This window comes from Pseudomonas sp. PP3 (genome assembly GCF_905336995.1).
Lineage (GTDB): Bacteria > Pseudomonadota > Gammaproteobacteria > Pseudomonadales > Pseudomonadaceae > Aquipseudomonas > Aquipseudomonas reinekei.
Map to the genome: position 1 here is coordinate 3,862,395 of NZ_HG995459.1, position 24,291 is coordinate 3,886,685.

Below are 24,291 nucleotides of genomic sequence, written 5' to 3' on the forward strand. Positions count from 1 at the left end.
ACCCTCCAGGATGTTCCTCATGACGCATTCGCTCGCCAGCTCATTAGACGTGGTCATTATCGGTGGAGGCCAATCAGGCCTGGCAGTTGCTTATTTCCTGCGTCGAACTCAGCTTTCATTCGTTATCCTCGATGCGCAGGAAGCGCCTGGTGGTGCCTGGCGACATGGCTGGAACTCGCTGCGTCTGTTCTCCCCGTCCACCTGGAGTTCGATCCCCGGCTGGATGATGCCTCCCGCACAAGATGGCTACCCGACACGAAATCATGTAATCGAGTACCTCAGCCAGTACGAACAGCGCTACCAGTTCCCGGTTGAACGTCCGGTACAGGTCACGTCGGTTGAGCGCACGGAATCTGGCCTGCGTGTACGTTCTGCCGACAAGCATTGGGATACCAAGGTTGTTGTCAGCGCTACAGGCACTTGGAGCAATCCCTACATACCTCACTATCCCAATGCCGAGCTTTTCGCCGGGCGGCAGTTACATTCAGCGAACTATGTCGAGGCACAAGCGTTTGCCGGCAAGAAAGTGTTGGTGGTAGGTGGCGGCAATTCAGGGGCACAAATTCTGGCCGAAGTCTCAAAGGTCGCTGATACCACGTGGGTAACCCCGGTTGAACCGATGTTCTTGCCTGACGACGTGGATGGGCGGGTATTGTTCGAGCGTGCAACCGAGCGCTGGAAAGCTCAATTGGAGGGGCGGGTCATTGAGCAGCCAGTGGGTGGGCTGGGCGATATCGTCATGGTGCCGCCAGTTGTCGAAGCCCGAGAGCGCAATGTCCTCAAGTCTGTACGACCTTTCGAGCGTTTCACTCGCAACGGGGTTGTTTGGGGCGATGGTTCCGAATCTGCGGTGGACGCGGTGATCTGGTGCACCGGATTCAAGTCAGCCGTACAGCATCTTGAATCACTGGAGCTGGTCAACCCAGACGGCCGCGTCGAGGTCGAAGGAACCCACTCGACCAAAGAGCCAAGGCTGTGGTTGGTCGGTTACGGCGAGTGGACAGGTTCGGCTTCTGCCACGCTGATCGGTGTAACACGAACAGCACGCAGCACAGTCGGAGAGATCGTAGCCTTCCTCGCCGTTGAGTCCGCCTGACATTTCAGCATCTGATCTATGTCAAGGTCGCTTGCGACAGCTCTGCTAATAACTGAGTGGTCATGCTGAAGTCTTTGATTTTGGCGAATGCGGCCTAACACATTCCCCGCAATCGGCTAATTCAGAATTTGCTTCAGCTCGCCACCACTGAGGCAACTAGTCATGAAAAATACCAGGTTGGCCGTGCTCCTCTTCACCGCTTCGTTAGCCCCTATATGGGCATTAGCAGCAGAGCAAACTGAAGTGACACAGACGCAACAACAAACTCCGAATGTTGCCGAGTTCGATAAACAGATGGTTCAGGCGCAAGACACCTTCAAGAAGATGCAGGCAGAGATGGAGAAAATTCAGCAAACCCAGGATCCCCAGCAGCGGCAGAAACTCCTCCAGGAACACTGGAATACGATGCAAGCCGGAATGGGCATGATGAACCGTATGTGGGGGCCGGGAATGATGGGCAAAGGACACATGAAGGGGGGTGGCCACATGATGGGGTGGCACGACTACTCAAACTTGACCCCGGAGCAAAAGAGTCAACGCCAGTACATGATGGACAGCTACACAGGGATGCAGCAAATGATGATGGACAACATGATGAGGCACCAACACTACATGCAAGGGCAACCACCGGCCAAGCCTGGACCGTAGGTATTTGCTGGCTTTTGTGATTGTGGAGTGGGTTTTCGGTTGACTCGGGACGCGCGCCTCCAACGCCCACGGGCATCAGCGCCGCGCCTCAACGAGCTCGCCGCGGCCGGGCATACGGTCGTCGCCAAGCGCATCAACAAAAGCTACCGATGAAGGCTCATTTTTCCGAAGCGAGCGTCCCGTCATCAGGTCGACCATCAGGAACTGGCATCGGGTCGGTTTGGACGCACTGCGCGGCGCTTACCCAAGCTGTGTAGGCGGAGCTTTGTCGTGCGAACGCCTCATCCCAACGACTTCCCGAGAGCTCGCCAGCGACTACCAGCATCATCAACTGGGTTGTTGCAGCGTCAAGCTCCACAAGAAGGACGTGTGACTGGAATCTAAAGTCGTCGGTAGGAATCATGGTAGTGCCCAGCTTTCTGAAGCGAAGGTATGGGTCAATATTTTCGACTGGTACTCCTTTTCTGAAGTTTGGCACAAAACTTATACACAGCATTAGTTTTTGTACAGCTATTGTAGAGCTGTATCAGGGAGTAGATTTCTACTCCATCCACAAACCTATGCCCTTCTCTCAGTCAGGAGTGGGGGTATTTTTGGAGTCGGCGGTGAGCGGGGGATTCATGAAGGCATCCCAGCATTTATAGGCTACGTGCTGTCGTTCGTTTGCAGCATCCCACTCGGGACCTGAAACACATCTAGACGAAACTAGCGCCATCATCCCCATGGTCGCAGCATCGAGCTCTAATAACAGCCGGTGCGACTCAAATCTGAAGTCGTCGATAGAAGCCATTGCTTTTCTCTTGGGCGGAAATTACCGCGATTGAGAAACACATGCTCCTCGGGCGGTGGAGTACGCCCCTCTCATATTGATTCATACTGCCTGACCACCGGTCAGCGTTATCCATCCTTTAGCGCCAGTTATTATCTGGAGGACGCGGATCTCCGAATACTCGCTGGATCCGGTTCAAAGTGACCGAAGAACTCCAGGCTGTGATCAGCCGGTGCCGGGATGACGTCGTTTCGCCTTACCTGGTCCAAAGCCGGCCTGATCGCAAAAAGCAGAAACAGCGCAGACAAAGGGTCACTGGACGCAGGTCGAAGAACGATATTTGAATTCAGCGGGTAGTTTTGCGCGGGTTCTGCGCAGACACAAAAAAGCCGATCTAGCTGATCGGCTTAAATGTCTGAATTCAATCAGAAAATATGGTCGGGACGGAGTGATTCGAACACTCGACCCCTAGCACCCCATCTCCTTTTTCATACTTCTTGAAAGCTTCCAAAATTTTGCTCTGGATTTTTCTAAGCGAGTATTTACTTCAGTTCCAGCGGTGTTCTGCTCTACGAGAATCCAGTAACGCCCACCAAGAGCCGACGTTTTTGTGGGGGTAAAAGTAGGGGGAACCCATTTTATGGCCAAAATCACCATCAAAGAACTCGAATCACTGACCGCCAACGATGCCGGCCGAATCCTCAGGGAGGATGGCAATCTGGCCGGTCGAATCTCCGTGCGTAAGGACGGCGTGTCGGTCAGCTTTTTCTATCGCAATCGGTGGGGCGGGCAAAACAAAGAGTACGCCTGCGGGTCTTGGCCGCGCAAATTACTGACGGACATCCGCAAGGTACGCAACCAAGCCCGAGCGCTCACCGATGAGCAGATCAATCCCAACGAGCATAAGAAAACCGCCAAGGCATAGACATGCGCCGCTGCTAACGTAGAGGCCGAACAAGTAAAAACGACGAAGGTGCAAACGCTGACCGTCCAGGACCTGATCAAGGCCTGGCTGTTGGATGGCGTCGCGCGTAAAGATGGCAACTCAGTTGGGCCAGAAAGCGCCAACTTGGCGGGCCTTGTTGGTCGAGGGCAATCCGACGGAACTGGTCGACATCACCCCACTGACCCCTGTCGACTACGAAGCCGAAAGAAACCGCATCCTTTCACCGGCGGAGCTGTTGGAACTACACAAAAAAAGGTGTTGAGGACGGGCGCAGGCACTTCCTGACTTTTCACTGCATCCCTGCCCCCCTTCTTTCGAAGACAACTGCTTGAACGATACTTGGGCAATGTGTTGATCAGGAACGAGCCGTCACGGGGAATTCTTGACCCTCTAGCTTCTCCATAACCAACTCAATGAATGCAGACACAGCTAGCGGCAAATGTTGCCGACTGGGGTAAAGCACGTGCAGGCCGTATCCGGTTCTATGGTACTGCGGAAGCACAGACACAAGGCGCCCTGTCTGAAGATCAGACTTTGTCATGGCGGGCGGCAGCAAGGCAATTCCTAGCCCGGCCAACGTCGCCTTGCGCAAAGCTTGGGCGGTGTTTCCATTGAAACGGCTAGTGACCCGCACTTCTTCCGCTGCACCATTTGGCCCATGGAGAGTCCAGGTGGTGACGCCACTAGGATGACCAAAAGTTACACAATCATGATTGACCAAATCTCCAAGCGAATCAGGTACGCCTCTTTTTCTAAGGTAATTCGGGCTGGCCACCAGACCTTCGTTACCAGCTCCAAGGAGTTGGCGACCGACATATCCTGAGTCTTGTAACGCTCCGCCTCGAAACGCAATGTCGATACGATCAGCGATCAAATCGGCGCGTGCATCACTCAGCACAAAGTCGACGTGTACCCGTGGATGCGCCTCGAGAAAGTCGGCTACCCAATCCATAGGAAAAAAGTCGAAAAAGTCAGCCATTGCCGCGATGCGCACGATGCCACTCGGCTCTTGGTTTCCTGTCATCAGCTGCTCACTTGCGTCAATCAGTCCATCCACGGCTCCACAGCATCGCTCGTGAAAAGCCTCGCCAGACTGGGTGAGTGTGAGCTTGCGCGTGGAGCGCTGCAGCAGCCTTGTACCGAGTTGAGCCTCAAGCTGTTGAACCCGCCGGCTTAAGGTGTTTGAGGGCATTCCAAGCTGCCGTGCTGCCTCAGCGAAACTGCCGCTGCGCACCACTTTTACAAACAATGCGACGTCATTCAGATCGATCATCTTGCTGCCACCCACTCCAAAAATGGATCAGTTCAATCCAATTATGCCATCTAATAAAGCAATCAATAGACGCATATCCTTCAGTCATTGCTGCAGCTGACCCTCACTTGCCGGAATCTCCTACGGGCTGACCGTCAAGGCTTTTCGGCATCACGAGTTAATCCACATCCAGTCCAGCCAGCCGGAACTCCGCTCGACGACATCGTCTGTCGGCAAGGGAGAACAAAGAGAAAGCATATGACCGCCACCGTAGTAGTTCGACCACGCGCCATTGTCCATCGTACTGAAGGAACCACACATGGCCCCATAACGAGGCTTATGAGTCCAGGTGATCTAGGAGAGCTGTTGAAACCGTTTATTTTCCTGGACATTTTCAGCCTGAACGCCAGTGGTAGTAAGTCGAGTTTCGGCATGCATCCGCACTCAGGAATCGCAACGGTTACCTTCATGACAAAAGGGGATGTCTTTTATGAGGACACCACTGGGGCGACCGGTTTACTGCTCGCGGGTGGTGTTGAGTGGATGCAGGCCGGCAATGGGGTGTGGCACGACGCTACGCTAGCAAGCGAGTCCGCAATACAGGGATTCCAGCTCTGGGTGGCATTGCCACCATCTCTTGAAAACGCACCCGCGATGAGTGTCTACCTTGCGCCGTCGCAAGTTCCTCAAGTGGGCCCCGCGCGTTTGCTATTGGGACGTTACGGGGCAGCCCAAAGCCTGATTGAAGTGCCGAGTGAAATGAACTATCTCGCCGTGAGTTTAAAAGACGGTGAGCACTGGCATTACACCCCTCCATCCGGCCACAACATTGCTTGGCTCGCTGTGAGTTCTGGAAGTCTGGACGCAGGTGGGTTGATCAATGCCGGCGAATTAGCCGTGTTCGAAGAGTCAGAGCACCGCATCAACTTCATCGCGAAAGGCGATTGCTCTTTCGTGATGGGCTCGGCGGTAAAGCATCCGTACCACCTAGTAACGGGTCACTACTCGGTTCACACGAGCAAGGCAGCTCTGGCGCAGGGAGAAACGGAAATACAGCGGATTGGCACACGGCTGCGGCAACAAGGACGGCTCAACTAGCGCCGCTCAAGCCGGCGTGAAAATCATCTCGACGATAACTATCCAACACCCCAAATCATACTGAGGCACGTCATGACAGCGAGCAATCTCAACCTTCTTTTGTCCCCCGCTCAAATCGCCAACCTACCCTTGAAAAATCATATGGTGATGGCGCCTCTGACGCGAAGCCGGGCTGGCCAAGGTGATGTTCCAACTTCCACAGTAGTCGAGTATTACCGTCAACGTGCAAGCGCCGGCCTCATCATTACTGAGGGTTCCCAGGTCTCGACTCAAGGCAAAGGCTACATGAGAACACCGGGCATCTTCACCAGCGAGCAAATCGCCGGCTGGAAACACGTGACCGACGCCGTGCATGCAGAGGGCGGACGGATATTTCTCCAGCTCTGGCACGTTGGGCGCCTGTCACACTCCCTAGTACAGCTCGATAATCAGCTGCCGGTAGCCCCCTCAGCGATCAAGGCTGATGGCGAGATCTACACGCCTGAAGGACTGAAGCCTTACGAGTCGCCACGGGCTCTGAGTCTGGATGAAATTCCTGGTGTGATTGCGGATTTTCGCCAAGGTGCTGAAAACGCGAAGCGTGCAGGTTTTGACGGTGTGGAAATACATGGCGCGAACGGCTACTTGATCGATCAGTTCCTGCGCGATGGCACCAACACCCGAACCGATTCATACGGCGGCTCTGCAGAAAATCGCGCTCGGTTTCTTAAGGAGGTTGTGGAGTCGGTCATCGAAGTATTCGGGGCTAGCCGCGTGGGCGTTCGCCTGTCGCCGATTTTTAATTACTTCTCCATGAGCGACAGCGATCCCCAAGCGACTTTCAACTATGCAGCGAAAATGCTCAGTCGCTACGGGCTAGCCTACATTCACGTAGTAGAAGTCGGTGCGGGTTCATTCGACTTCAGAGAACTGAAGCGTCGTTTCGCAGGCACCTACATCGCCAATGGGGGCTATGACGCGGAACGCGCAGAAACGTCCCTCAGAGAAGGAAATGCTGATCTGGTGTCCTTTGGCACTGCGTTCCTGGCCAACCCGGATCTGGTAGAGCGATTCGAACAGGGTGTCGCATTGAATGACGCAGACCCGACCACCTTCTATCAGGGTGAGGAGCGAGGTTATACGGATTACCCGACCATGGCCCAGATCCGATAACGATGTAGTGCTGAGGTAAGCGCAGTCGCCGCCGGCTGCCACTCGCAGAGTAATCGGGCCGTAGATTGCAATGCTGAACCGGGGTAGGAGTCTGCGCCCTCCCCGGTAATTCACCTGCAAACCTGCGGCAAGCCTGTCTTGACAAATAAACTGTGATCACATATCACTTAATGAGGTTTTCTTGTCTACGCACGCCGTAGCCACGAAAGAACTCATGAACAAAAATAAGACAGGACGCATTAGCTATGAACGTGATGAAGCGGCTGACACCCTATACCGGATTGAGAGTTTTGATTTCCGGTGGGGCAGCAGGCATTGGCGAATCGATCGCGGCTGCATATCTCGAAATTGGGGCAAGAGTCCATGTATGCGATGTAAGTGAGCAGGCGATCGCACAATTTCGTGAGCGCTATCCAGAGGCTTTGGCCACATTGGCTGACGTCTCCGACTCTGCTCAAATTAAGCGAGTCTTCGAGATACAACAGGATTGGGTGGATGGGCTCGATGTACTTATCAACAATGCAGGCATAGCAGGGCCGACCGGTGGAATCGACAAAATTAGCGATGCAGAATGGGAACAGACAATAGACATCAATCTCAATGCGCAGTATCGCTTCGCTCATCATGCTGTCCCCCTCCTAACGAAGTCAGAACACGCACACATCATTCATATTTCATCGGTCGCGGGTCGCTTAGGCTATGCCTGGCGGACTCCATACGCCGCGACCAAGTGGGCCATCGTTGGTCTTATGAAGTCATTGGCAGCCGAGTTGGGCGAAAAAGACATTCGAGTCAACGCACTGCTGCCAGGCATCGTCGAGGGCCCGCGCCAGGATCGCGTCATCAGTGATCGCGCCAAACAGTTAGGCATTTCAGAGCCGGAGATGCGCCAACAAACATTGAAGAAAATATCATTGCGCCGGATGACTCCACCCGAAGACGTGGCAGCAATGGCCCTATTTCTATGCTCTCCTGCTGCTAACAATGTGACAGGACAAGCGATCAGCATCGACGGCAATGTCGAGTATCTTTGATTAGTCAGACCTACACGTCTCGCCACCGACCTTGGTAGCGAGACGCTTATTGTGCGTGTTCTAGAGAGCTCGTTTCTCCCGGATTCCGTCACTTTCTTTACCGGCACATCCGTGATCACAGTTGTCTCATTTTCCTATGCTGGCTGATCGAACCTGCCTATAATTCTCGCCATGAACCTATCCACACTCGTAACGCCCATGATCCGCCAGACTCTCAGTGCGGACGTTTATGCCCAGCTGCGTGATCTGCTGATAAGTGGACGCGTTATGCCTGGGGAAAAGCTCTCGCTCAGATCTATAGCGGACGCTCTTGGTGTTAGCGTCATGCCAGTGCGAGAGGCTGTTCACAGGTTGGTCGCTGAGCAAGCGCTTGAAATGGCGGCTAATCGATATATTCGCGTTCCTGTACTGACAGTCAGCCAGTTCCGGGAAATCACCAGTATCCGGTTGAATCTGGAGGGGCAAGCTGCAGCTCGTGCTGCGGAGCTTGTTGATTCGCAGGCGCTGGCTGAGATTGAAAAGATACACGAGGCATTTTGCGCAGAGTTCGCAAAAGGCGCTCCCGATGAGTCACGGCTGATTACGCTGAACAAAGAATTGCATTTCGCAATTTATAATCAGGCGGACATGCCTATCCTGCTCCAGATAGTTGAGTCCCTGTGGCTGAGAATAGGGCCTATCATCAACTATGACCTACGATCTGGCACTGAGCGTGTGGTTCAGCGAGTGCAAGCCAGTCATCACGCAGCGATGGTTGATGCTTTAAAGAAGGGTGACTCCGTTGCCGCCTGTGAATCACTGCAAGATGACATCAAAAGTGCTGCCGAGTTTATCCTGAATACAGGGGCGCTGATCGTTGCCGATGCGCACAAGCCTGTCGAAGCTGATTAACCTCATCAACAAGGTTTAAAAAAGGCGCCCTGATATCAGGACGCCTTTTTTGTTCGCTCATTACATCTGAGCGCCGATCATCCAAGGAACTGTTTCTTCATTGCCGACGCCCAACGCCTCGCTTTTAGATTTTTCCCCAGAAGCCACTCGTATGAGCATGTCGAAAATCTCTTTACCCTTCGATTCAAGGGTGGCATCGCCATCCATGACATCCCCGCAGTTGATGTCCATATCATCCTTCATGCGAGTGTACATTTTGGTATTCGTCGCAAGCTTGATCGAAGGAGCAGGTTTGGCGCCAAAGCACGAGCCGCGTCCGGTGGTGAACGCAACGAGGTTTGCGCCGCTGGCGATTTGGCCAGTGGCTCCCATCGGGTCGTAGCCAGGTGCATCCATAAACACCAAGCCTCGGGCCGTGATTGGCTCGGCGTAACGGTACACCCCCATGAGTGCGGAGGAGCCGCTTTTGGCAACTGCGCCTAAAGACTTTTCAAGAATGGTCGTCAGGCCGCCAGCCTTGTTGCCAGGTGTGGGGTTGTTATCGATGCTGCCTTTTTCGCGGTCTGCGTAGCTTTCCCACCATTTGATAAGGTCGACGATACCTTGGCCAACCTCACGGGTTGCCGCGCGACGAGTCAGCAGGTGTTCAGCGCCGTAGATCTCCGGCGTTTCGCTAAGGATGGCCGTTCCACCTTGCGCTACGAGCATATCGACAGCCACACCGAGGGCGGGGTTGGCCGTGATGCCCGAGTATCCGTCTGAACCGCCGCACTGGAGCGCCACGGTCAGGTGCCGCGCCGAGACCGGCTCGCGTCTGCACTCGTTGGCAACCGGCAGCATCGATTCCACGGCGGCAATGGCGGCATCCGCTGCGTTGCGGGTTCCGCCAACGTCTTGGATGACCACGGGAGCGATAAGCTTGCCGGTCTCGATGCCCTGGGCCATGAATAGCGCGCCCATCTGATTGGCTTCACAGCCAAGGCCGATGACCACCACGCCAGCGAAGTTGGCGTGTTTGATGAACCCGCCTAGCGTGCGCCGCAGTTGGTTCACCCCCTCGCCATTGTGCTCTATGCAGCAACCGAAGCTGTGGGTGATCGGCACCACACCGTCCACGTTTGGGTAGGCATCCAGCACACCGTTTCGCGAGAAGTGTTCAACCACCATTTTGGTAACAGTGGAGGAGCAGTTCACAGTGCTCACTACACCAATGTAGTTTCGAGTTGCGACTCGCCCGTCAGCGCGGACGAAACCTTGGAATGTCACAGGAGAGGCTGCAGGCGACGCGACCTTGGCATCCTCGCCGAACGCGTAGTCTCGCTCGAACGTCGCCATCTCCAGATTGTGCGTATGCACGTAATCGCCTGGCTCAATGGGTTTAGTAGCAAAGCCAATGATCTGGCCATAACGCAGAACAGGATCACCTGGGTTTACGTGTGCAAGGGCGATTTTGTGCGCTGCGGGCACATCGGCGAGCACCACGATATTACCGAACTCCGCAACCACGGTTCCTTGAGGTATCGAAGCGCGTGCGATTGCAACATTATCGTCGGGATGTAGTTTAAGTGCCAGGGATGTACTCTTCATTTTGTCCTCGCATTATCAGTAATACACGGCGCAGCCTGGGGCAATACAATGTTGTCCCGCGTTTTTGTAGTAATCGTTTCTTGTGCCTGACGTAGTTTCAAACTCAGGAATGCCGCGAGAGTTAAAAGAGCCGCTACAATAATGAGTCCATTCTTCGTACTTCCAGTAGTTTGTTCAACGAAGCCCAGAAGTGAAGGGCCGAAGAAACCACCGGTAATACCAAAGGTATTCACTAACGCCAGACCCGCCGCCATACCTGCTCCCGCCAACCTTGAACTGGCAAAGAGGAATATCACAGGCTGAACAACGAAAAACATCGATGCCGTAAGAGTGAATCCTATTAGTGCTATCAGTGGAGTGGTAAAGGCCGCGAGGGTCAATCCAGCCGACATCAGGAGCAGCCCACCGAACATTATTTTGCGTGAAATTTTCGGAGTAGTTGCATACTTTGGAAGAAACGCGGCCCCGAGTGCTGCTGCTATCCATGGGATTGAGTTTAACAATCCTATTTGTAACGATGACAAGCCTCCATACGTGCCAATGATGCCCGGCAAGAAGAAAATTACCGAATACACACTCACTTGGTGGAGAAAGTACACCGCGATAGCAAGCCAAATCTGAGGGATTTTAAGAACGCCCTTAAAAGAATGACCAACATTGCCGGAGGCGATTTCTTCATCATGTTCTTTTTTCAGAACTTGCTCTACTTCAGTGGCTTGTTCCTTTGATAGCCAACTTGCCGTAGATGGGCCGTCCGGAAGCTTTCGCCAAATCACGATGGAGAATAGAACAGCTGGAATTCCCTCCAAGAAGAACAGCCACTGCCAGCCGTGCCAACCCCAGATTCCATCCATCTCTAACAGCAGCCCGCCAACCGGCCCGCTGATGATATTCGCGAGACAGACCCCGATTAGAAAATAGCCACTGGCTCGTGCCCTTTGCTCACGACCAAACCAATAGGTTAGATAGAGCATTACACCTGGGAACAATCCGGCTTCAGCTGCGCCCAGTAGCGCGCGGGCAATGTAAAACGTAGTCTCATCGGTAATGAAGGCCATACCGGCAGACAACAACCCCCAGGTGATCATGATCCTGGTGATCCAGAGTCGGGCACCTACCCGGTGCATGATCAGGTTACTGGGTACCTCCATCAGTGCATAGGTAAGGAAGAAGAGCCCCGCGCCAAAACCGTAGGCGGCAGCGGAAATACCCAAGTCTACTGCCATGTGTGTTTTGGCAAGTGAAATGTTAGTTCTGTCTAGAAAGCTTATAACGTAAGCAAAGATTAACATCGGCATTAGTTTGCGAAACATTAAAGCGTTCAGCGACTGTCCCTTTTGTGTTTTTGTATGGGTCGTAGCTAACATGGTTCATTTTCTCCTCATGAGGATAAGTTGCTAAGGCGCGGGTGTTGTACCGCGACCTTTAATTATCAAAATATCCTCTAGATAGACTTTATGGGGGGTGAGTGCCCGCGCTTAGAAATTGACGTTATCGCCACCTTTGAGCTTTAGGATTTCCCTCGCGTCAGCAGGTGTCGCCACTTCAAGTGAAAGCCCTTCGAGAATTTTGCGCATACGCGAGACTTGATCTGCGTTGCTTTTTGCCAATTGGCCCGGCCCGTCCCAAAGCGAGTCTTCAAGACCCACACGCACGTGTCCTCCAAGCGTGGCTGATTGAGCACCAATGCTCATCTGCTGCTTTCCTGCTGGAAGAACCGACCACTGATAGTCATCTCCGAAGAGACGATCAGCTGTGCGCCGCATATGCAGGACGTCCTCGGGGTGCCCGCCGATACCGCCCAAAATGCCGAAAACCGATTGGATCAAAAACGGGGGTTTGATGAGGCCACGATCAATGAAATGTGCTGCGGTGTAGAGATGCCCAATGTCATAGCATTCGATTTCAAAACGGGTACCGTTCTCACTGCATGACTCGAGGATGTGGGCTATGTCGGTAAATGTGTTTTTGAAAATGCGGTCATGGCTGCCGGCGAGATATGGTTCCTCCCAAGCGTGTTTGAACTCCTTAAACCGATTGAGCATTGGGTAAAGACCCATGTTCATCGTGCCCATGTTCAGCGAGGCCACTTCCGGTTTGAACTGATGTGCTGGACGAAGTCGATCTTCAAGCGACATTGTCGGTGCACCACCTGTAGTCAGGTTGATCACCACATCGCTAGCCTCTTTGATAGCCGGCAGAAACTGCTTAAACAGTTCCGGATCCTGAGAGGGGCTGCCATCAATTGGGTTACGAGCATGTAGGTGAACAATTGAGGCGCCAGCCTCAGCGGCACCAATCGCCGCTTCGGCAATTTGACCTGGTGTTACCGGCAGGTAACGAGACATGGAAGGTGTATGAATTGCGCCGGTGACCGCGCAAGTGATGATGACTTTACGAGCCATGGTGACCTCCTGGTTACTTTTATTTTGGTGTTCAGGATGAAGTGATGCCGTCAGGAATTTGGTGCTTGACGCTTGTGCGCAGCGAGAGCCATAAGGCGGCGGTCACGCCAAGCGGATCGCAACGCAATTCCTTCGAGTTCAAGTTTTTGGCGGCGCTCGTCATGTACTCGGGCGACTGCTGATTCCGACCAATCAAAAGCATTTTCGGAATTGATCGTTTCGCGATTTTGCTGACCGTAGCGTTTGGCATAGTCAGATACGCCGGCAGGGGCGTTGAGATCGATGGTTTCGAAGGGGCCCATAAATGACCAGCGGAGGGCGAGTCCATCTTTGAGCACCCGATCAATATCCTCAGAGCTAGCAAAGCCTTCCTCATGCAATTTGAAGCATTCGTTGAGGACTGCTGCTTGGACTCGGTTCAACAAGAAGCCGTGGATCTCTCGGGATAGAACGACAGGGCTCTGCCCTGCTGCGGTGTAGATCTCATGCGCTCGAATCATCACTTCAGATTCTGTCCACGGCGCAGGGCAAAGCTCCACAAGAGGAACTAAGTAAGGTGGGTTGGTAGGGTGTGCAACTACGCAGCGCCCCCGACCTGGTAGATCTTTAGTGAACTCGGAGGCCGGTAACCATGAAGTTGAACTGGCAAGAATCGCGTCCTTGGGCGCCAACGCATCCATTCGACTGAAGATGTCGATTTTCGCCTCTACCGTTTCCCGAACATTTTCCTGTACGAGCACCACGTCACGTAGCGCATCAGCCAAGTCGGGAACGCAAGTAATGCGTGCCAGTACGGTGAGGGGGGCGTCATTGAGAAGATCAAACTCTGCGAGCTCGTTAAGTCTCGCTTCGATGTAGGCATGGCTGTTCTGCATTGTCTGCAGATCCATGTCGTGTAGGCGTACCGGATGTCCTGCTCGAGCAAAAACAATCGCCCATGCTCTCCCAATCAGGCCTGCGCCAACGATTGCAATGGGGCCACGCTCGGTCGCAGATGGAGTTGTACTTCGCATGATGTTCTCCAAATTTTGTATTTATGTTTAGGAGTAATCGTTTGAGCGGTTGGTGAACAATGCTGACGCTCAGATGTTCGCTCTGAGACAGATGCTATCCACTGTGATCACAGATCACAAGCAAATAATTCTGATCGTCTGACGATCGGCTATGCAAGGGATTCGCGGGTCGAGATAGCTCCCGCAACGGCCTGAGCCTCAGTGGGTCGGCGCGCTTCAGGTTTTTGTGCGGGAATAGAAAAGGTTTTTTTCGGGATTGAACCTTCGCGTTAAATAAACGCAGAAAAGCCCGCCTGACGAGCGGGCTCCTCAATCAGATCTTTCAGCCTGCGTGGCCGTGACCCGCGTGACGAAGGAACGCGCGTACCGTGTCACAGAACTCCAATGGGTTTTCAGTCATTGGATAGTGGCCAGTACCTGCGAGCACGGCGATCTTACTGCCGGGAATGCGAGATGCTGTCTCCTCAACCTTCTCTTGGTACACCAACCAATCCGCGTCACCGCGCAGAAGTAAAACAGGCGCTTTGATCTTTCCAACTTGTTGCCGCTGATCAAAGTTCGCATAGCCTGTCAGGTCACCTTTCATCACCTGCGGCGTGGTGCGCGAGATCTGCCACACCACCTCCCTTGCACGATCTGGTGGAGTGCGATTGCCCGTCATCGAACGAGACCAGGCACCGATGATCTCTGGCCCATTCATGAGCAACATATCGAGGAAGAACTCGGAAACCGTCGGGGTAAAATCTGCCCCTTCAGCTGAAATGATCGCGCTGTACGCATCGGGCCGACGCGCCCCCAATTCCAGCACCAGATTGCCGCCCATGGAGCATCCCATGATGGCGGGCTTCTCAAGTCCCAAGGCCTCCATAAGATGTTCGTTGAACTCCGCATGGCGAGTGAGGCTGTGGAATGGGCCTGATTCGGGCAGCTCTGATTTGCTGTGCCCAGGGGCGTCAACTGCAATGACGCGGAACTCATCTGAGAGACCGTCCAGTACGTGCCTGTACATTAGAGAATCTTGTGATGCCGCGTGGAAGCAAACGAGTGGACGCCCCTCCCCTGCTTCTTCGTAGTAAACGCGAATTCCATCAACAGTAATGTACCGTCCTACCGTCTCTTTCCCCGACGGCTTAGGCCCGGGAGAGTACGAGACTGGTGGGTTATTATTGGCTTTCCCTACACGCTTCATTGCGTCGAACGCGCGGGCCATCACATCTACGTACTGCCATGCAGCGACCACGTTGCCCTCAAGCTCAAGTTTTCCCAATCCAGGGGACAACGCTTCAAACCAGTCGATCTTTCCGTCAAGAACGCGCTGCCACTCATCATCAGCACCAGACACGATGATGTCAGCGCCCAACGGGCTTCCTTCCGGGTAAACCGCAACGACTTTACCGGCGAGAACCGCAAGCGTTGAAAAACCTGTGCTGTGCTTGAATTGAATGCGCCCATCAAAATAGCGAGCAGCGGCAGTCCAATCAGCATCACCGTTTAACTCGTCGGCGAATTGGCTCAACCATTTGGCATCATTAATAAGGGTCATGACTTTCTCCTAGCTTTAGCTATCCCAAAGGGGATTTTCTTGTAAGTGCAGGTACGATCGGTTCGTTACAAACCCATGTTGCAAGAGGACTTCGATACCAGCGCCTTGTCGTACTTAAGGAACCAGCCGGTGGTTTCACGGGTGAAGAAAATGGTGATGATGGCCGCCAGTACCATGAGGCCGGAGATAAAGTAGAGCGCGTAGTTGTAGCCCGCAGCCTGCTCAAAGCCACCACCTGCGCCGATGAACATCCCGATCACGAATGGCCCAAAGCCACCGGCGTAAATACCGACGTTGACGATTGAGCCCGCCAGGCCAGTCGTGCCTTGCTTCGCAGAGTCAAACGCAATGGCATACAGCAACGTGTAGGGCGCGTTCATCGCGAACCCAGCAAACAACTGAATCGCGATAAGCCAAGTCAGGCTGACGGATGAGTATTTGAAGAGGTACATGCCCACCGCAAGCCACGCGAAAACAAGGACTAGGCAAAGTTTTCGGCCTGCACGGTCTGAAATCCATCCCCAAACGATCTGGCCGATACCACCGGTGATCGTGAAGAGCACCGAGTAAGCAGCTGCCTCTGCGAAGTTGTAATGGGCAACAAAGGCCAGGTACTGAGGTAGCCAGAAGCTGATGCCGAAGTAGCCAACGATTGCAAACATCGAGATTAGAGCGATAGCGGAGATGTTCGGATTTTTCATTGCCGACTTGAACGCGCCTTTGGGCACCTCCACCACACCTTGTACCGCTTCCATTGATGGAGGGGTCTCACCCACGGCTTGAGCGTGTTCAACAAAAGACTCGTAACGCTTCTTCGTACTGAACCACCAGTAGACCGAAAAGATGATGATCATCGGTACAGGGAAAAGCAGGAATGCCAAGCGCCAATTTTCCGGGCCGTAAGCGTGGAGTAGAGCACTGATCGCCAAGCCACCGATCAATGTGCCCCAAGGGTATCCGGTGTGATGAAGTCCTAGGGCGAAACCACGGCGTTCCTTCGACCACCACTCAGACAAGGAGGTGACTTCGATGGCTTCGCCAGCACCGCCAAATGCGTGAGACATCACTTGCAGCGCGACAAGCACTCCAAGCGAGCCAGTCAAGAAATTGAGGCCGGTCAGAAAGGTGAATAGCGTGTAAGCAATCACGATTGGCAGGTGGCGGTATTTTCGCATCCATCCCTGACCGCCTTTATCAGCCCAAATCATGCAAGGCACGGCTATCAAAGATGTAGCGATCGTGATGAAAGCGGCAAGCAGTCCAGTCAGCTCAGCGCTTGTCTTGAACTCGCTGGTGATGGAGGGCAATACCATAAAGAACATCTGGCGGGAGTTGGCATCCATGGCATATACGAGCCACAAAAGAGCCATCGCGCCCCACGAGGCTGCACCTGCTCCTTTCGGCACACGATTGACCGCAGGTAATGCTTCGATTTTGTCTTGAGCAAATCCCATGGGGATATCTCCGGGTGTTTATTTTTATTCTCCGGCTGAGGATCGGTGTTTTGCACACATACGCCTCAACATCCGAGATGATTCAGCACTTGTCGTACTGCTCACCATGGACAGAGGTTATGGCTCAAATTCAGGGCTGAATATAGCTGGCAAAGCACACCTGCTGTGACCGCCAGGAACAGGTCAGTGGCACAGAACTAAGGGATTACCAGTTGCAGCACCATCGCCCTTGAGCATGCAGGCGACGAAGTAAATGCATTAGGGAAAAGACACCTACGTCCGACATAGCTCCGTTTGACGGCACAACCAAAAACCACCATATTAATGCTCGGTTTAGCTCGATCATGATCGTTTTAGCAGGATTTTAAGCATGACCTCGACACTTGAAACGTTTCCTGGAGAACGCCAGCAACTTATTCAAGACCGCCTGGGAAGGTATGGGCGTGTGATTGCAACCGATCTGGCGAGTGAGTTCGGTGTATCCGAGCACTCTATACGACGCGATCTAAGTGCCTTAGCGGCTGCTGGGCTTTGTAAGCGCGTCTACGGCGGGGCAATCCTGATGCGTGAATCGGAGGATCCTATGGATATCCGGGTACTTCAGGACTCGTCGCGCAAGAATAGACTTGGTAAGACCGCCGCCTCATTTTTGACCTCAGGACAACATGTGTTCATTGATGCGGGCTCAACAAATATGGCGATCGCCAGTGCGATTGATCCACAGTTGCAACTGACCGTTACCACCAACTCGCCATTAATTGCAGTGCAATTGATGAGACTGCCAGGCGCCGAGGTCATTCTGTTGGGGGGCCGTCTGAATCCGATGACGGGAGGCGTGACGGGGTTAAGATCAGTCCAGCAATTACAGCATTTTAACTTTGACTGTTGCTTTATCGGAGCCTGCGCTATCGACCCTGACAATGGCGTGACGGCATTCGAATTGGAGGACGCCGACTTCAAACGCGCGGTCATCGCGGCGAGCGGCCAGCTGGTTATCGCTGCGACCAATGAGAAGCTCTCTAGCGTCGCGCATTATCAAGTGGCGGAGTGTGGTGAGGTCGCAGCCCTAGTGGTTGAACATGATGCTCCACGAGAAAGGCTGGAGCCTTTCTTTACACAGATTTCCAATGTCGTCATGGCACGCTGAAATTGCCAGCTACCAGCACAATGAAGCGTCGGTGCCGAACTGACTGTAAAAGCTTAAAGGCTCAAGGCCTTACTACCTTCCATGGATGCTTAATCCATTTTTCCTGAAAAAACTCGATGAAAACTCGGATGCGAGGACTCAGATGCTTACGGTCTGAATAAAGGAGGTAAATAGGCTCCAAGATCTCTGCTTTATACTCGTCAAGCAGAAGCACCAGAGAACCATCTTGAATGTCTTTTCCAATGTGGAAATCTGCAAGGCGGACTATACCCGCGCCTGATTTGGCCATGTCCCTCAGCAGTTCGCCTTGGGTAAACGATCCTCGGGGCTTCACAGGGGTCGTCACACCCAGACCGTCCTGGATAAAGGCCCATTTGTTCCAAGGGCTGGCAAAACTGAAATTAAAGCATCGATGATTCATCAGGTCTTTTGGCTGCTGCGGTGTTCCATACTTTTCCAAGTAGTCAGGTGAGGCACACAGCAACCATTCACACTCGCCGATTTTCTTCGCGATTCTGGAAGAGCTCGGAAGAATCCCGCTATGGATGGCTATGTCCAATCCCTGCTCGAACTGGTCAACGAACTGAGCGCCTAACTGAATCTCGACATCAAGACCGGGATATGTGTCGAGGAATTCCGGCAACCAAGGCACGATCTGCTGCTTCGCAAAAGAGGTCATCGTGTGGATGCGAAGCGTGCCACTGACCCTTGAAGGAAGCCCTTCTGCCAGAGAGTCAGCTTCACTCATCGCCTCAACCACAGCTTTCGCACTGCGCAGATAAGCAGCCCCCTCCTCCGTCAGAGTGAGGACTCGGGAACCCCTCTGGAACAGTCGAACCCTGAATCGCCCCAGATTTTCTAGACACCTTGCAAGCTCATTGCGTAACGTTTTTCAAACTCTACCGGTGACAGCTGATTGTTGAAACCATGGCGGCGTTTTGGGTTGTAGAACATCTCGATGTAATCGAACACATCACTACGAGCATCTTGCCGTGAGGTGTAGATTTTCCGCTTGATTCGTTCCCGTTTCAGAAGCTGGAAAAAGCTCTCAGCCACGGCGTTGTCATGACAATTGCCTCGGCGGCTCATGCTGGCAACCAAATTGTTTGCCTTCAAAAAACTGCGCCAATCGGAGCTGCTGTACTGGCTGCCCTGGTCGGAGTGAACCATCACCTCTTGTTTCGGTTTTCGCCTCCAAACCGCCATCAATAACGCATCAATGGCCAAATCACTGGTCATCTGCGACTTCATTGACCAGCCAACGACCTGACGAGAAAACAGATCCAGCACCACCGCCAAATACAGCCAGCCTTCATACGTACGAATGTAAGTGATGTCGGTGACCCAAACTTTGTTGGGTTCTACGACATCGAACTGGCGCTTCAGTAAATTGGGTGAGGCGACCGCTGGCTTACCGCCGTATTTGCCAGGACGGCGTCGATACCCTGTCTGAGAGCGCAGACCTTCAAGACGCATCAGCCTCGCCACACGATGCCGACCACAATCCTCACCGACTTCGCGCAGATCGTCATGGACTTTGCGATAGCCATAAACGCCACCGCTCTCCAGCCAGGAATGCTTGATCAAACCCAGCAGTCGCTGGTCGTCTTTGGCGCGTACAGATTGCGGCTCAGACAGCCAGGCGTAATAACCGCTGGGATGGACTTTCAGCGTCAGGCAAAGCCGTCGAATCGAATAGTCGCCCGCTCGCTGCTTGATAAAGGCGTACTTCAACCGCACTCCTTGGCAAAGTACGCGGCGGCCTTTTTTAAGATGTCTCGCTCTTCGGTGACCCGCTTGAGTTCGGCTCGCAGACGACGCAGTTCAGCGTGCTGATCATCGTCTTGCTGCCGTTCTGCCTGAGGTTTGCTGTAGCGCTTTATCCAGGCATAGAGGCTATGCGTCGACACGCCAAGACGCGCCGCCACATCAGCGACAGGCAACTTCTTCTCGGTCACTTGATTGACCGCTTGGATTTTGAATTCTTCGGGATAACGTGGGTTGCTCATGGCACCTCCTGATTGGCCTTAGTTTAAGGCATGGAGGTGTCTACGAAACCCGGGGCGATTCACCCGAAGCCGATCCTCTAGCCGCGCTATCAATTTACTGATGGCCGACGGAGTCATCTCATGCGCCCTGGCGGCAGCAGAAAAACTTCCGCACTCTGTTGACCAGATGAAGGCTAGCATTTGGGAGTATTGATCCATTTCGGTACGCTCCTTACGCGACTGAATCTACCTGTTTATCTACACAAAAAAACGCGCCGTAGCGCGTTCTTTTTTGAACCAAAATCAGCGAATGAACTGCTCGATATAATCGTCCGGCAAGCCCAAATTTTTGTAATGGCTGCGGGCAGCTTCCAGCTTGGTGAAAACGTCTTCATAGCCAACCGCGACACCCTGTGGGTCGACGTAAGTGTAGCCACCCTGAACGTGGAACCAAGTAATCATTTCTTCGACATCTTCAGGGACGAACAGAGTGTGAGTCTCCCCTGGCGGCTCGAATGCAAAGGAGCCTTCATCAGCAACCCAATCGTGTTCGAGGTAGTACCAACGCCCCTTCAACACGATCGCATGCACTGCACCTGAGTGGCGGTGACGAGACAAAACCCCGCTCTGCCGCACTCGGAGCAAGTTGATGTAGTACCCACCGCTAACGCTCAGCAGCAGTGGTTTGAAAGATACTGACTTGGTGACAGGCACCCAGAGATTATCGTCTTCGAGCCAAGTGGTCATAACGCCTGGATGCACCATGTCTGGAGACATGAAAGGCACCTGCGGCAAAGCATAAGGAATGGCAAGTTCATCAGGTTTAACGGGCGTATTCATTATAATTTCTCTCAACGTGTGACTGGCGAGCGAGCCAGGATTTCAATCGCTGAGTGAGAGTAGGTGATGCTCTCGCACAGGAGAATACTCAGAAATTCACACCATCTGTGACCACTCGTCACAGCGCGTAAGACTCATCCCGTTGAAGGCCGCGTCTCATCTAAGACGCCTACTGCGGACGAGTTCAAGCGATTGACCCAGCAGATTTTTCATTGAGTGAATAGCGGCCACCAGTGGATCGCGCCCCATCAGAGGGGACACATTTTCCCCAATACCTTCACTACCATGCAGACCTGTTCATCTGAAAGCCGCTTACACAGTAGTAATCGGCTTGAAATAATGAGGTTTAGCAATGACTTCTCTCAGCCCTTCCCTTGAGCTCAGTCCCGAGCTTGCAGCTCATCCGGCCTATTCGCGAGTGTTCCAGCCCGAAGGCCTCACCTTCGGATACATCATGCCCTTGGAGGGCTATCCGAATTCACCGTTTCCCACGCTGCAGGATCATCAACGCCTTGCTCGCATCGCGGACGAGGCTGGATTCGCAAGTCTGTGGATGAGAGATGTGCCCTTCTATGACCCGAGCTTTGGTGATACTGGTCAAATGATCGACCCGTTTGTATATCTGGGATATCTGGCTGCTGTTACCAAAAACATTGCCTTGGGCACAACGGGCATCGTTCTTCCGTTACGTGAACCACTGATCGTCGCTAAGCAGTCCGTTTCGGTCGACCAGCTAACCGGCGGTCGTTTCTTGCTAGGACTATCCAGCGGAGATCGCCCGATTGAATATCCCGCATTCGGGATTGATTTCGAAGCGAGAGAAGAACGATACCGGGAAGGCTTCGAGCTGATTAAGACAGTCACTGAAAACAGCTTCCCAAGCGTCTCAACCAAACTTTTCGGCCAGCTGGAAGGCTTGCTAGACATGGTACCCAAGCCAGTTGGCCCTCGACTCCCCATGATTGTCGTGGGCCGGGCCCGTCAGACGCTTGAGTGGATAGCCAATAATGCCGATGCATGGATTTGGCATCTGAGCGACTTCAATCGTTTGCCCGGCCTCATCCGCGAGTTCCGTTCTGCCAGCCAGACCGGCAATGCAAAACCATACGGCTACGCGACATTTTTCGATCTGGCGAAGGATCCGAACACACCGCTGGAACGCGGCTACAACGGAATAAGGATCGGGCGTAATGCTCTGGTGGAGCTCTGGAAACGGCAACAGGATGAGGGTGTTTCACACGTCGCACTGAATATCAAACCTCTGCAGCGACCAGCCGCTGATGTCCTGGAGGAAATGGCTGAGTATGTCCTGCCACACTTTCCCATAGGCCAACCTGCCTCGCAGGTGACCCAGTGACCGGCTCAAGTGATCGCACCGACATTAAGGGCGTTATAGCCACCTTTCTGGAAGCCTGGGAGAGCGGTAATTGGGAATCTGCTGGGGATATATTCACTGACAATTGCCAGTTGGTGACAAGCCACATGTCCGCTCATGAGGGTGGACGCAAGATTGTCAGAGCTTTCCAGCAAGACCGTGCCAAGGCTGATGGCTTTTCAGTGAAGGCAACCAATCACTATGTGGGAGGTGGAGAAACCGACGCCACTTTCAGTTTCTACGTCTATGGCCATATCGGCAAAGCCACAAAGTCGGCCAAGCTCGGATTTGGAATGACTGTCACGGGCTCTCTGAAAAAGACAGCAGGCACCTGGCACCTCGACAGCGTGCTGATTGCCTTGAATTGGGTAACCGGGGACTACTCGCTTGCAACTCACTGGCAGCTTCCACCAGGTGACGACGGATGGAGGATTGGCGATCCAGCTCCGACCATCGTGAGCGAACTGAACGCGCCATGGCTTGCTTTCCCAAGCTCAACGCCTTCGGTACCCAGCGAGGAGTGTATTGCTGAAACCTACGCTCGTTACTCATGGGCGCTGGATCAGGCTGACATGCAGCTACTTGCCCATTGCTTTGCCAACGACGCCGCTGGTGATTTCCAACCGATGGGCCTTATTGAAGGGCGCCACGCGATCATCGGCTCCTTCAAAGAGTTTCGCAGGCCCTGGCCGTGGATGCAGCATTTCGCGGACGTGCTGGAGATCAAGTCCGACGAGGAAAAGGGTGTAGCGGAAATGATTGTCGGCAGAGTCATTCCTGGAAACTCACACACGCAAGATGGCACGCCTCTTTATGGCGCGCATTATCGGATGCGGCTTCGTCGCAAGCATGAAGGATTCTGGCAACTGACCTGGAGCGAGTACCGCCCAGGCTGGTTCAATGCCAATGAAGCACCAAGAGCTTAGTCCCTTCCCGGAAACGCTCTAGGGCCGTGGCGCCGTACTATCTCGGACGACGAGTTCGATTTGTATGCGCTCGCGGCGTGCAAGTGGGCGCCCCTCGATCAGCGCAACGATGTTGTTGGCGCTGCTGATACCAATTTTCGAAGTCGGCACCCTGACGGTCGTCAGGGCTGGCACGTAGGCAGCCGCGAACTCGATATCATCGAAACCGCTGACTGATAGTTCTTTGGGGACGTCGATCCCATTAGAGCGCGCTTCCGCCAACGCTCCGATACAGGTGAGGTCAGTGCTGCAGACAATGGCCGTAGGCTTGGGGTTAAGCTCCATAGCAATCCGCAGCCCGGCGCGCCCTCCCTCAATCGTGAATGGCTGCTCAATAATCCGTTCACTTGAAAGCTCTATCCCTGACTCGAGTAGCTGAGCGGTGATTCCTTTCAGACGGTATTTTGCCCGTTCGTTGTTAGAAACAACTCCACTGATCATGGCGATACTTTGATGACCAAGGCTAAGCAAGTGCTTGGCTATCAATCGACCACCCTCCTCATTGCTGAACCCCACGCAGTGATGGTCGTGAGCACCATCTAGCGACCACATGAGAATGAATGGGCATTGGGCGGCAGTTAGTGCTTCATAAATTTCAGGACTATGTTCAGTACCCACTAACAGTAGGCCTTCGACGCCCCGCTCAATCATGTTCCTTACGTTTACCAGTTCTTGCGCCTGGTCGTATTCATGGGAAGAAATGATTAGGTGATACCCAAGCTCCGTTAGCCTTAACTGGAGGGCCTGGACAGCTTCAGCGAACGCAGGGTTGTTAAAAGTAGGAAAAACGGCTCCGATGCTGTGCGTGCGCCTGGATGCCAAAGCACGCGCGGCCCCGTCTCGCACGTACCCGAGCTCTTGAACAGCTGCTTGTACTTTGGCCAGCGTTGCAGGTTTCACTAAGTGCGGGACAGCCAATGCTCTTGAAGCACTCCCCATCGAGACGCCCGCCAATTCAGCCACATCCTTGAGCTTCGGTTTCTCGATTTTTTTCATTGGAGATTCAGCATCCTCGATCGTAGCGCGGAGACAGGACGATCAGAAGAACGCCCTCGATTTGCGCAGAGGATGATAAGCCAACAGCCCGC

19 protein-coding genes and 4 pseudogenes are annotated in these 24,291 nt (G+C 53.5%); 11 read left to right on the forward strand and 12 right to left on the reverse strand.

Features of this window, described 5'->3' with window-relative positions; translation table 11 throughout:
• Nucleotides 1-19 precede the first annotated feature (19 nt).
• The 4 genes and pseudogenes from KHO07_RS17455 to KHO07_RS17465 all read left to right on the forward strand — a co-directional run.
• On the forward strand, nucleotides 20-1,096 hold the full coding sequence (locus KHO07_RS17455; RefSeq protein WP_212625026.1) for an ArsO family NAD(P)H-dependent flavin-containing monooxygenase: 1,077 nt from the start codon (nucleotides 20-22) through the stop codon (nucleotides 1,094-1,096).
• A gap of 162 nt (nucleotides 1,097-1,258) precedes the next feature.
• Nucleotides 1,259-1,744: a hypothetical protein gene (locus tag KHO07_RS17460; RefSeq protein ID WP_212625027.1), complete on the forward strand. Its 486-nt coding sequence runs from the start codon at nucleotides 1,259-1,261 to the stop codon at nucleotides 1,742-1,744.
• 954 nt (nucleotides 1,745-2,698) lie between these two features.
• A pseudogene (locus KHO07_RS29225) lies at nucleotides 2,699-2,856 on the forward strand (integrase); the annotation flags it as partial.
• A gap of 297 nt (nucleotides 2,857-3,153) precedes the next feature.
• Nucleotides 3,154-3,712, forward strand: a pseudogene (locus KHO07_RS17465) (integrase arm-type DNA-binding domain-containing protein); the annotation flags it as partial.
• 102 nt (nucleotides 3,713-3,814) lie between these two features.
• Here KHO07_RS17465 and KHO07_RS17470 read toward each other — a convergent pair.
• Nucleotides 3,815-4,732 carry a LysR family transcriptional regulator gene (locus tag KHO07_RS17470; protein WP_212625028.1) on the reverse strand — a complete coding sequence of 306 codons (918 nt, stop codon included), beginning with the start codon at nucleotides 4,730-4,732 and terminating at the stop codon, nucleotides 3,815-3,817.
• A gap of 237 nt (nucleotides 4,733-4,969) precedes the next feature.
• On the opposite strand from KHO07_RS17470, the gene KHO07_RS17475 reads away from it, so the two are divergent.
• From KHO07_RS17475 to KHO07_RS17490, 4 genes are all read left to right on the forward strand, one after another.
• Nucleotides 4,970-5,809, forward strand: a complete 840-nt coding sequence (locus KHO07_RS17475) for a pirin family protein (RefSeq protein ID WP_212625029.1) — start codon at nucleotides 4,970-4,972, stop codon at nucleotides 5,807-5,809.
• 72 nt (nucleotides 5,810-5,881) lie between these two features.
• Nucleotides 5,882-6,961: an alkene reductase gene (locus tag KHO07_RS17480; RefSeq protein ID WP_212625030.1), complete on the forward strand. Its 1,080-nt coding sequence runs from the start codon at nucleotides 5,882-5,884 to the stop codon at nucleotides 6,959-6,961.
• A 245-nt stretch (nucleotides 6,962-7,206) separates the two neighbouring features.
• Nucleotides 7,207-7,995, forward strand: coding sequence for an SDR family oxidoreductase (locus KHO07_RS17485; RefSeq protein ID WP_038364716.1), 789 nt, complete (start codon nucleotides 7,207-7,209; stop codon nucleotides 7,993-7,995).
• A gap of 198 nt (nucleotides 7,996-8,193) precedes the next feature.
• The gene (locus KHO07_RS17490) at nucleotides 8,194-8,886 is read left to right on the forward strand and encodes a GntR family transcriptional regulator (RefSeq protein WP_224789372.1); all 693 of its coding nucleotides are present in this window, start codon (nucleotides 8,194-8,196) and stop codon (nucleotides 8,884-8,886) included.
• 60 nt (nucleotides 8,887-8,946) lie between these two features.
• On the opposite strand, the gene KHO07_RS17495 is transcribed toward KHO07_RS17490, so the two are convergent.
• From KHO07_RS17495 to KHO07_RS17520, 6 genes are all read right to left on the reverse strand, one after another.
• Nucleotides 8,947-10,473, reverse strand: coding sequence for an altronate dehydratase family protein (locus tag KHO07_RS17495; RefSeq protein ID WP_212625031.1), 1,527 nt, complete (start codon nucleotides 10,471-10,473; stop codon nucleotides 8,947-8,949).
• Nucleotides 10,470-11,840, reverse strand: a complete 1,371-nt coding sequence (locus KHO07_RS17500; protein ID WP_212625032.1) for an MFS transporter — start codon at nucleotides 11,838-11,840, stop codon at nucleotides 10,470-10,472. The genes KHO07_RS17495 and KHO07_RS17500 overlap by 4 nt, the downstream gene beginning before the upstream one ends.
• 111 nt (nucleotides 11,841-11,951) lie before the next feature.
• Nucleotides 11,952-12,878, reverse strand: a complete 927-nt coding sequence (locus KHO07_RS17505) for a 3-keto-5-aminohexanoate cleavage protein (RefSeq protein ID WP_007913166.1) — start codon at nucleotides 12,876-12,878, stop codon at nucleotides 11,952-11,954.
• 50 nt (nucleotides 12,879-12,928) lie between these two features.
• Nucleotides 12,929-13,891, reverse strand: a complete 963-nt coding sequence (locus KHO07_RS17510; RefSeq protein WP_212625033.1) for a 3-hydroxyacyl-CoA dehydrogenase — start codon at nucleotides 13,889-13,891, stop codon at nucleotides 12,929-12,931.
• 322 nt (nucleotides 13,892-14,213) lie between these two features.
• Nucleotides 14,214-15,434: an alpha/beta fold hydrolase gene (locus tag KHO07_RS17515; protein WP_212625034.1), complete on the reverse strand. Its 1,221-nt coding sequence runs from the start codon at nucleotides 15,432-15,434 to the stop codon at nucleotides 14,214-14,216.
• A 65-nt stretch (nucleotides 15,435-15,499) separates the two neighbouring features.
• Nucleotides 15,500-16,888 (reverse strand): MFS transporter, encoded by a 1,389-nt coding sequence (locus KHO07_RS17520; protein ID WP_007913177.1) that lies wholly within the window; start codon nucleotides 16,886-16,888, stop codon nucleotides 15,500-15,502.
• Between the two features lie 370 nt (nucleotides 16,889-17,258).
• On the opposite strand from KHO07_RS17520, the gene KHO07_RS17525 reads away from it, so the two are divergent.
• Nucleotides 17,259-18,035: a DeoR/GlpR family DNA-binding transcription regulator gene (locus KHO07_RS17525; protein ID WP_150694413.1), complete on the forward strand. Its 777-nt coding sequence runs from the start codon at nucleotides 17,259-17,261 to the stop codon at nucleotides 18,033-18,035.
• Nucleotides 18,036-18,096: 61 nt separating this feature from the next.
• Here the strand turns inward: KHO07_RS17525 and KHO07_RS17530 are convergent.
• The 4 genes and pseudogenes from KHO07_RS17530 to KHO07_RS17545 all read right to left on the reverse strand — a co-directional run.
• Nucleotides 18,097-18,876: pseudogene (locus tag KHO07_RS17530) on the reverse strand (LysR substrate-binding domain-containing protein); the annotation flags it as partial.
• A 17-nt stretch (nucleotides 18,877-18,893) separates the two neighbouring features.
• Nucleotides 18,894-20,044 (reverse strand): IS3-like element ISPsy29 family transposase gene (locus KHO07_RS17535; RefSeq protein WP_094991499.1). Its coding sequence is split into 2 segments (ribosomal slippage): nucleotides 18,894-19,810 and nucleotides 19,810-20,044, totalling 1,152 coding nucleotides; the frame shifts between segments, so codons are not numbered across the junction.
• Nucleotides 20,045-20,104: 60 nt separating this feature from the next.
• Nucleotides 20,105-20,242, reverse strand: a pseudogene (locus tag KHO07_RS17540) (LysR family transcriptional regulator); the annotation flags it as partial.
• An 84-nt stretch (nucleotides 20,243-20,326) separates the two neighbouring features.
• Complete coding sequence (locus tag KHO07_RS17545; protein WP_007913179.1) at nucleotides 20,327-20,863, reverse strand: 2,4'-dihydroxyacetophenone dioxygenase family protein; 537 nt, start codon at nucleotides 20,861-20,863, stop codon at nucleotides 20,327-20,329.
• 352 nt (nucleotides 20,864-21,215) lie between these two features.
• Here KHO07_RS17545 and KHO07_RS17550 point away from each other — a divergent pair, with 352 nt between their 5' ends.
• The gene (locus KHO07_RS17550) at nucleotides 21,216-22,220 is read left to right on the forward strand and encodes an LLM class oxidoreductase (protein WP_027620508.1); all 1,005 of its coding nucleotides are present in this window, start codon (nucleotides 21,216-21,218) and stop codon (nucleotides 22,218-22,220) included.
• Nucleotides 22,217-23,164: a nuclear transport factor 2 family protein gene (locus KHO07_RS17555; protein WP_212625035.1), complete on the forward strand. Its 948-nt coding sequence runs from the start codon at nucleotides 22,217-22,219 to the stop codon at nucleotides 23,162-23,164. Before KHO07_RS17550 ends, KHO07_RS17555 begins: the two co-directional genes overlap by 4 nt.
• Before the next feature lie 18 nt (nucleotides 23,165-23,182).
• Here KHO07_RS17555 and KHO07_RS17560 read toward each other — a convergent pair whose 3' ends face one another.
• Nucleotides 23,183-24,199 (reverse strand): substrate-binding domain-containing protein, encoded by a 1,017-nt coding sequence (locus KHO07_RS17560; protein WP_007913182.1) that lies wholly within the window; start codon nucleotides 24,197-24,199, stop codon nucleotides 23,183-23,185.
• Nucleotides 24,200-24,291: the final 92 nt, after the last annotated feature.

Bases quoted from the DNA above. Each gene is read 5' to 3' on its own strand.
- KHO07_RS17455 (WP_212625026.1), top strand. From the start codon at position 20: ATGACGCATTCGCTCGCCAGCTCATTAGACGTGGTCATTATCGGTGGA.
- KHO07_RS17505 (WP_007913166.1), bottom strand. From the start codon at position 12,878: ATGGCTCGTAAAGTCATCATCACTTGCGCGGTCACCGGCGCAATTCAT.
- KHO07_RS17550 (WP_027620508.1), top strand. From the start codon at position 21,216: ATGACTTCTCTCAGCCCTTCCCTTGAGCTCAGTCCCGAGCTTGCAGCT.
- KHO07_RS17470 (WP_212625028.1), bottom strand. From the start codon at position 4,732: ATGATCGATCTGAATGACGTCGCATTGTTTGTAAAAGTGGTGCGCAGC.
- KHO07_RS17510 (WP_212625033.1), bottom strand. From the start codon at position 13,891: ATGCGAAGTACAACTCCATCTGCGACCGAGCGTGGCCCCATTGCAATC.
- KHO07_RS17500 (WP_212625032.1), bottom strand. From the start codon at position 11,840: ATGTTAGCTACGACCCATACAAAAACACAAAAGGGACAGTCGCTGAAC.
- KHO07_RS17495 (WP_212625031.1), bottom strand. From the start codon at position 10,473: ATGAAGAGTACATCCCTGGCACTTAAACTACATCCCGACGATAATGTT.
- KHO07_RS17520 (WP_007913177.1), bottom strand. From the start codon at position 16,888: ATGGGATTTGCTCAAGACAAAATCGAAGCATTACCTGCGGTCAATCGT.
- KHO07_RS17475 (WP_212625029.1), top strand. From the start codon at position 4,970: ATGACCGCCACCGTAGTAGTTCGACCACGCGCCATTGTCCATCGTACT.
- KHO07_RS17490 (WP_224789372.1), top strand. From the start codon at position 8,194: ATGATCCGCCAGACTCTCAGTGCGGACGTTTATGCCCAGCTGCGTGAT.
- KHO07_RS17515 (WP_212625034.1), bottom strand. From the start codon at position 15,434: ATGACCCTTATTAATGATGCCAAATGGTTGAGCCAATTCGCCGACGAG.
- KHO07_RS17485 (WP_038364716.1), top strand. From the start codon at position 7,207: ATGAACGTGATGAAGCGGCTGACACCCTATACCGGATTGAGAGTTTTG.
- KHO07_RS17525 (WP_150694413.1), top strand. From the start codon at position 17,259: ATGACCTCGACACTTGAAACGTTTCCTGGAGAACGCCAGCAACTTATT.
- KHO07_RS17480 (WP_212625030.1), top strand. From the start codon at position 5,882: ATGACAGCGAGCAATCTCAACCTTCTTTTGTCCCCCGCTCAAATCGCC.
- KHO07_RS17545 (WP_007913179.1), bottom strand. From the start codon at position 20,863: ATGAATACGCCCGTTAAACCTGATGAACTTGCCATTCCTTATGCTTTG.
- KHO07_RS17560 (WP_007913182.1), bottom strand. From the start codon at position 24,199: ATGAAAAAAATCGAGAAACCGAAGCTCAAGGATGTGGCTGAATTGGCG.
- KHO07_RS17460 (WP_212625027.1), top strand. From the start codon at position 1,259: ATGAAAAATACCAGGTTGGCCGTGCTCCTCTTCACCGCTTCGTTAGCC.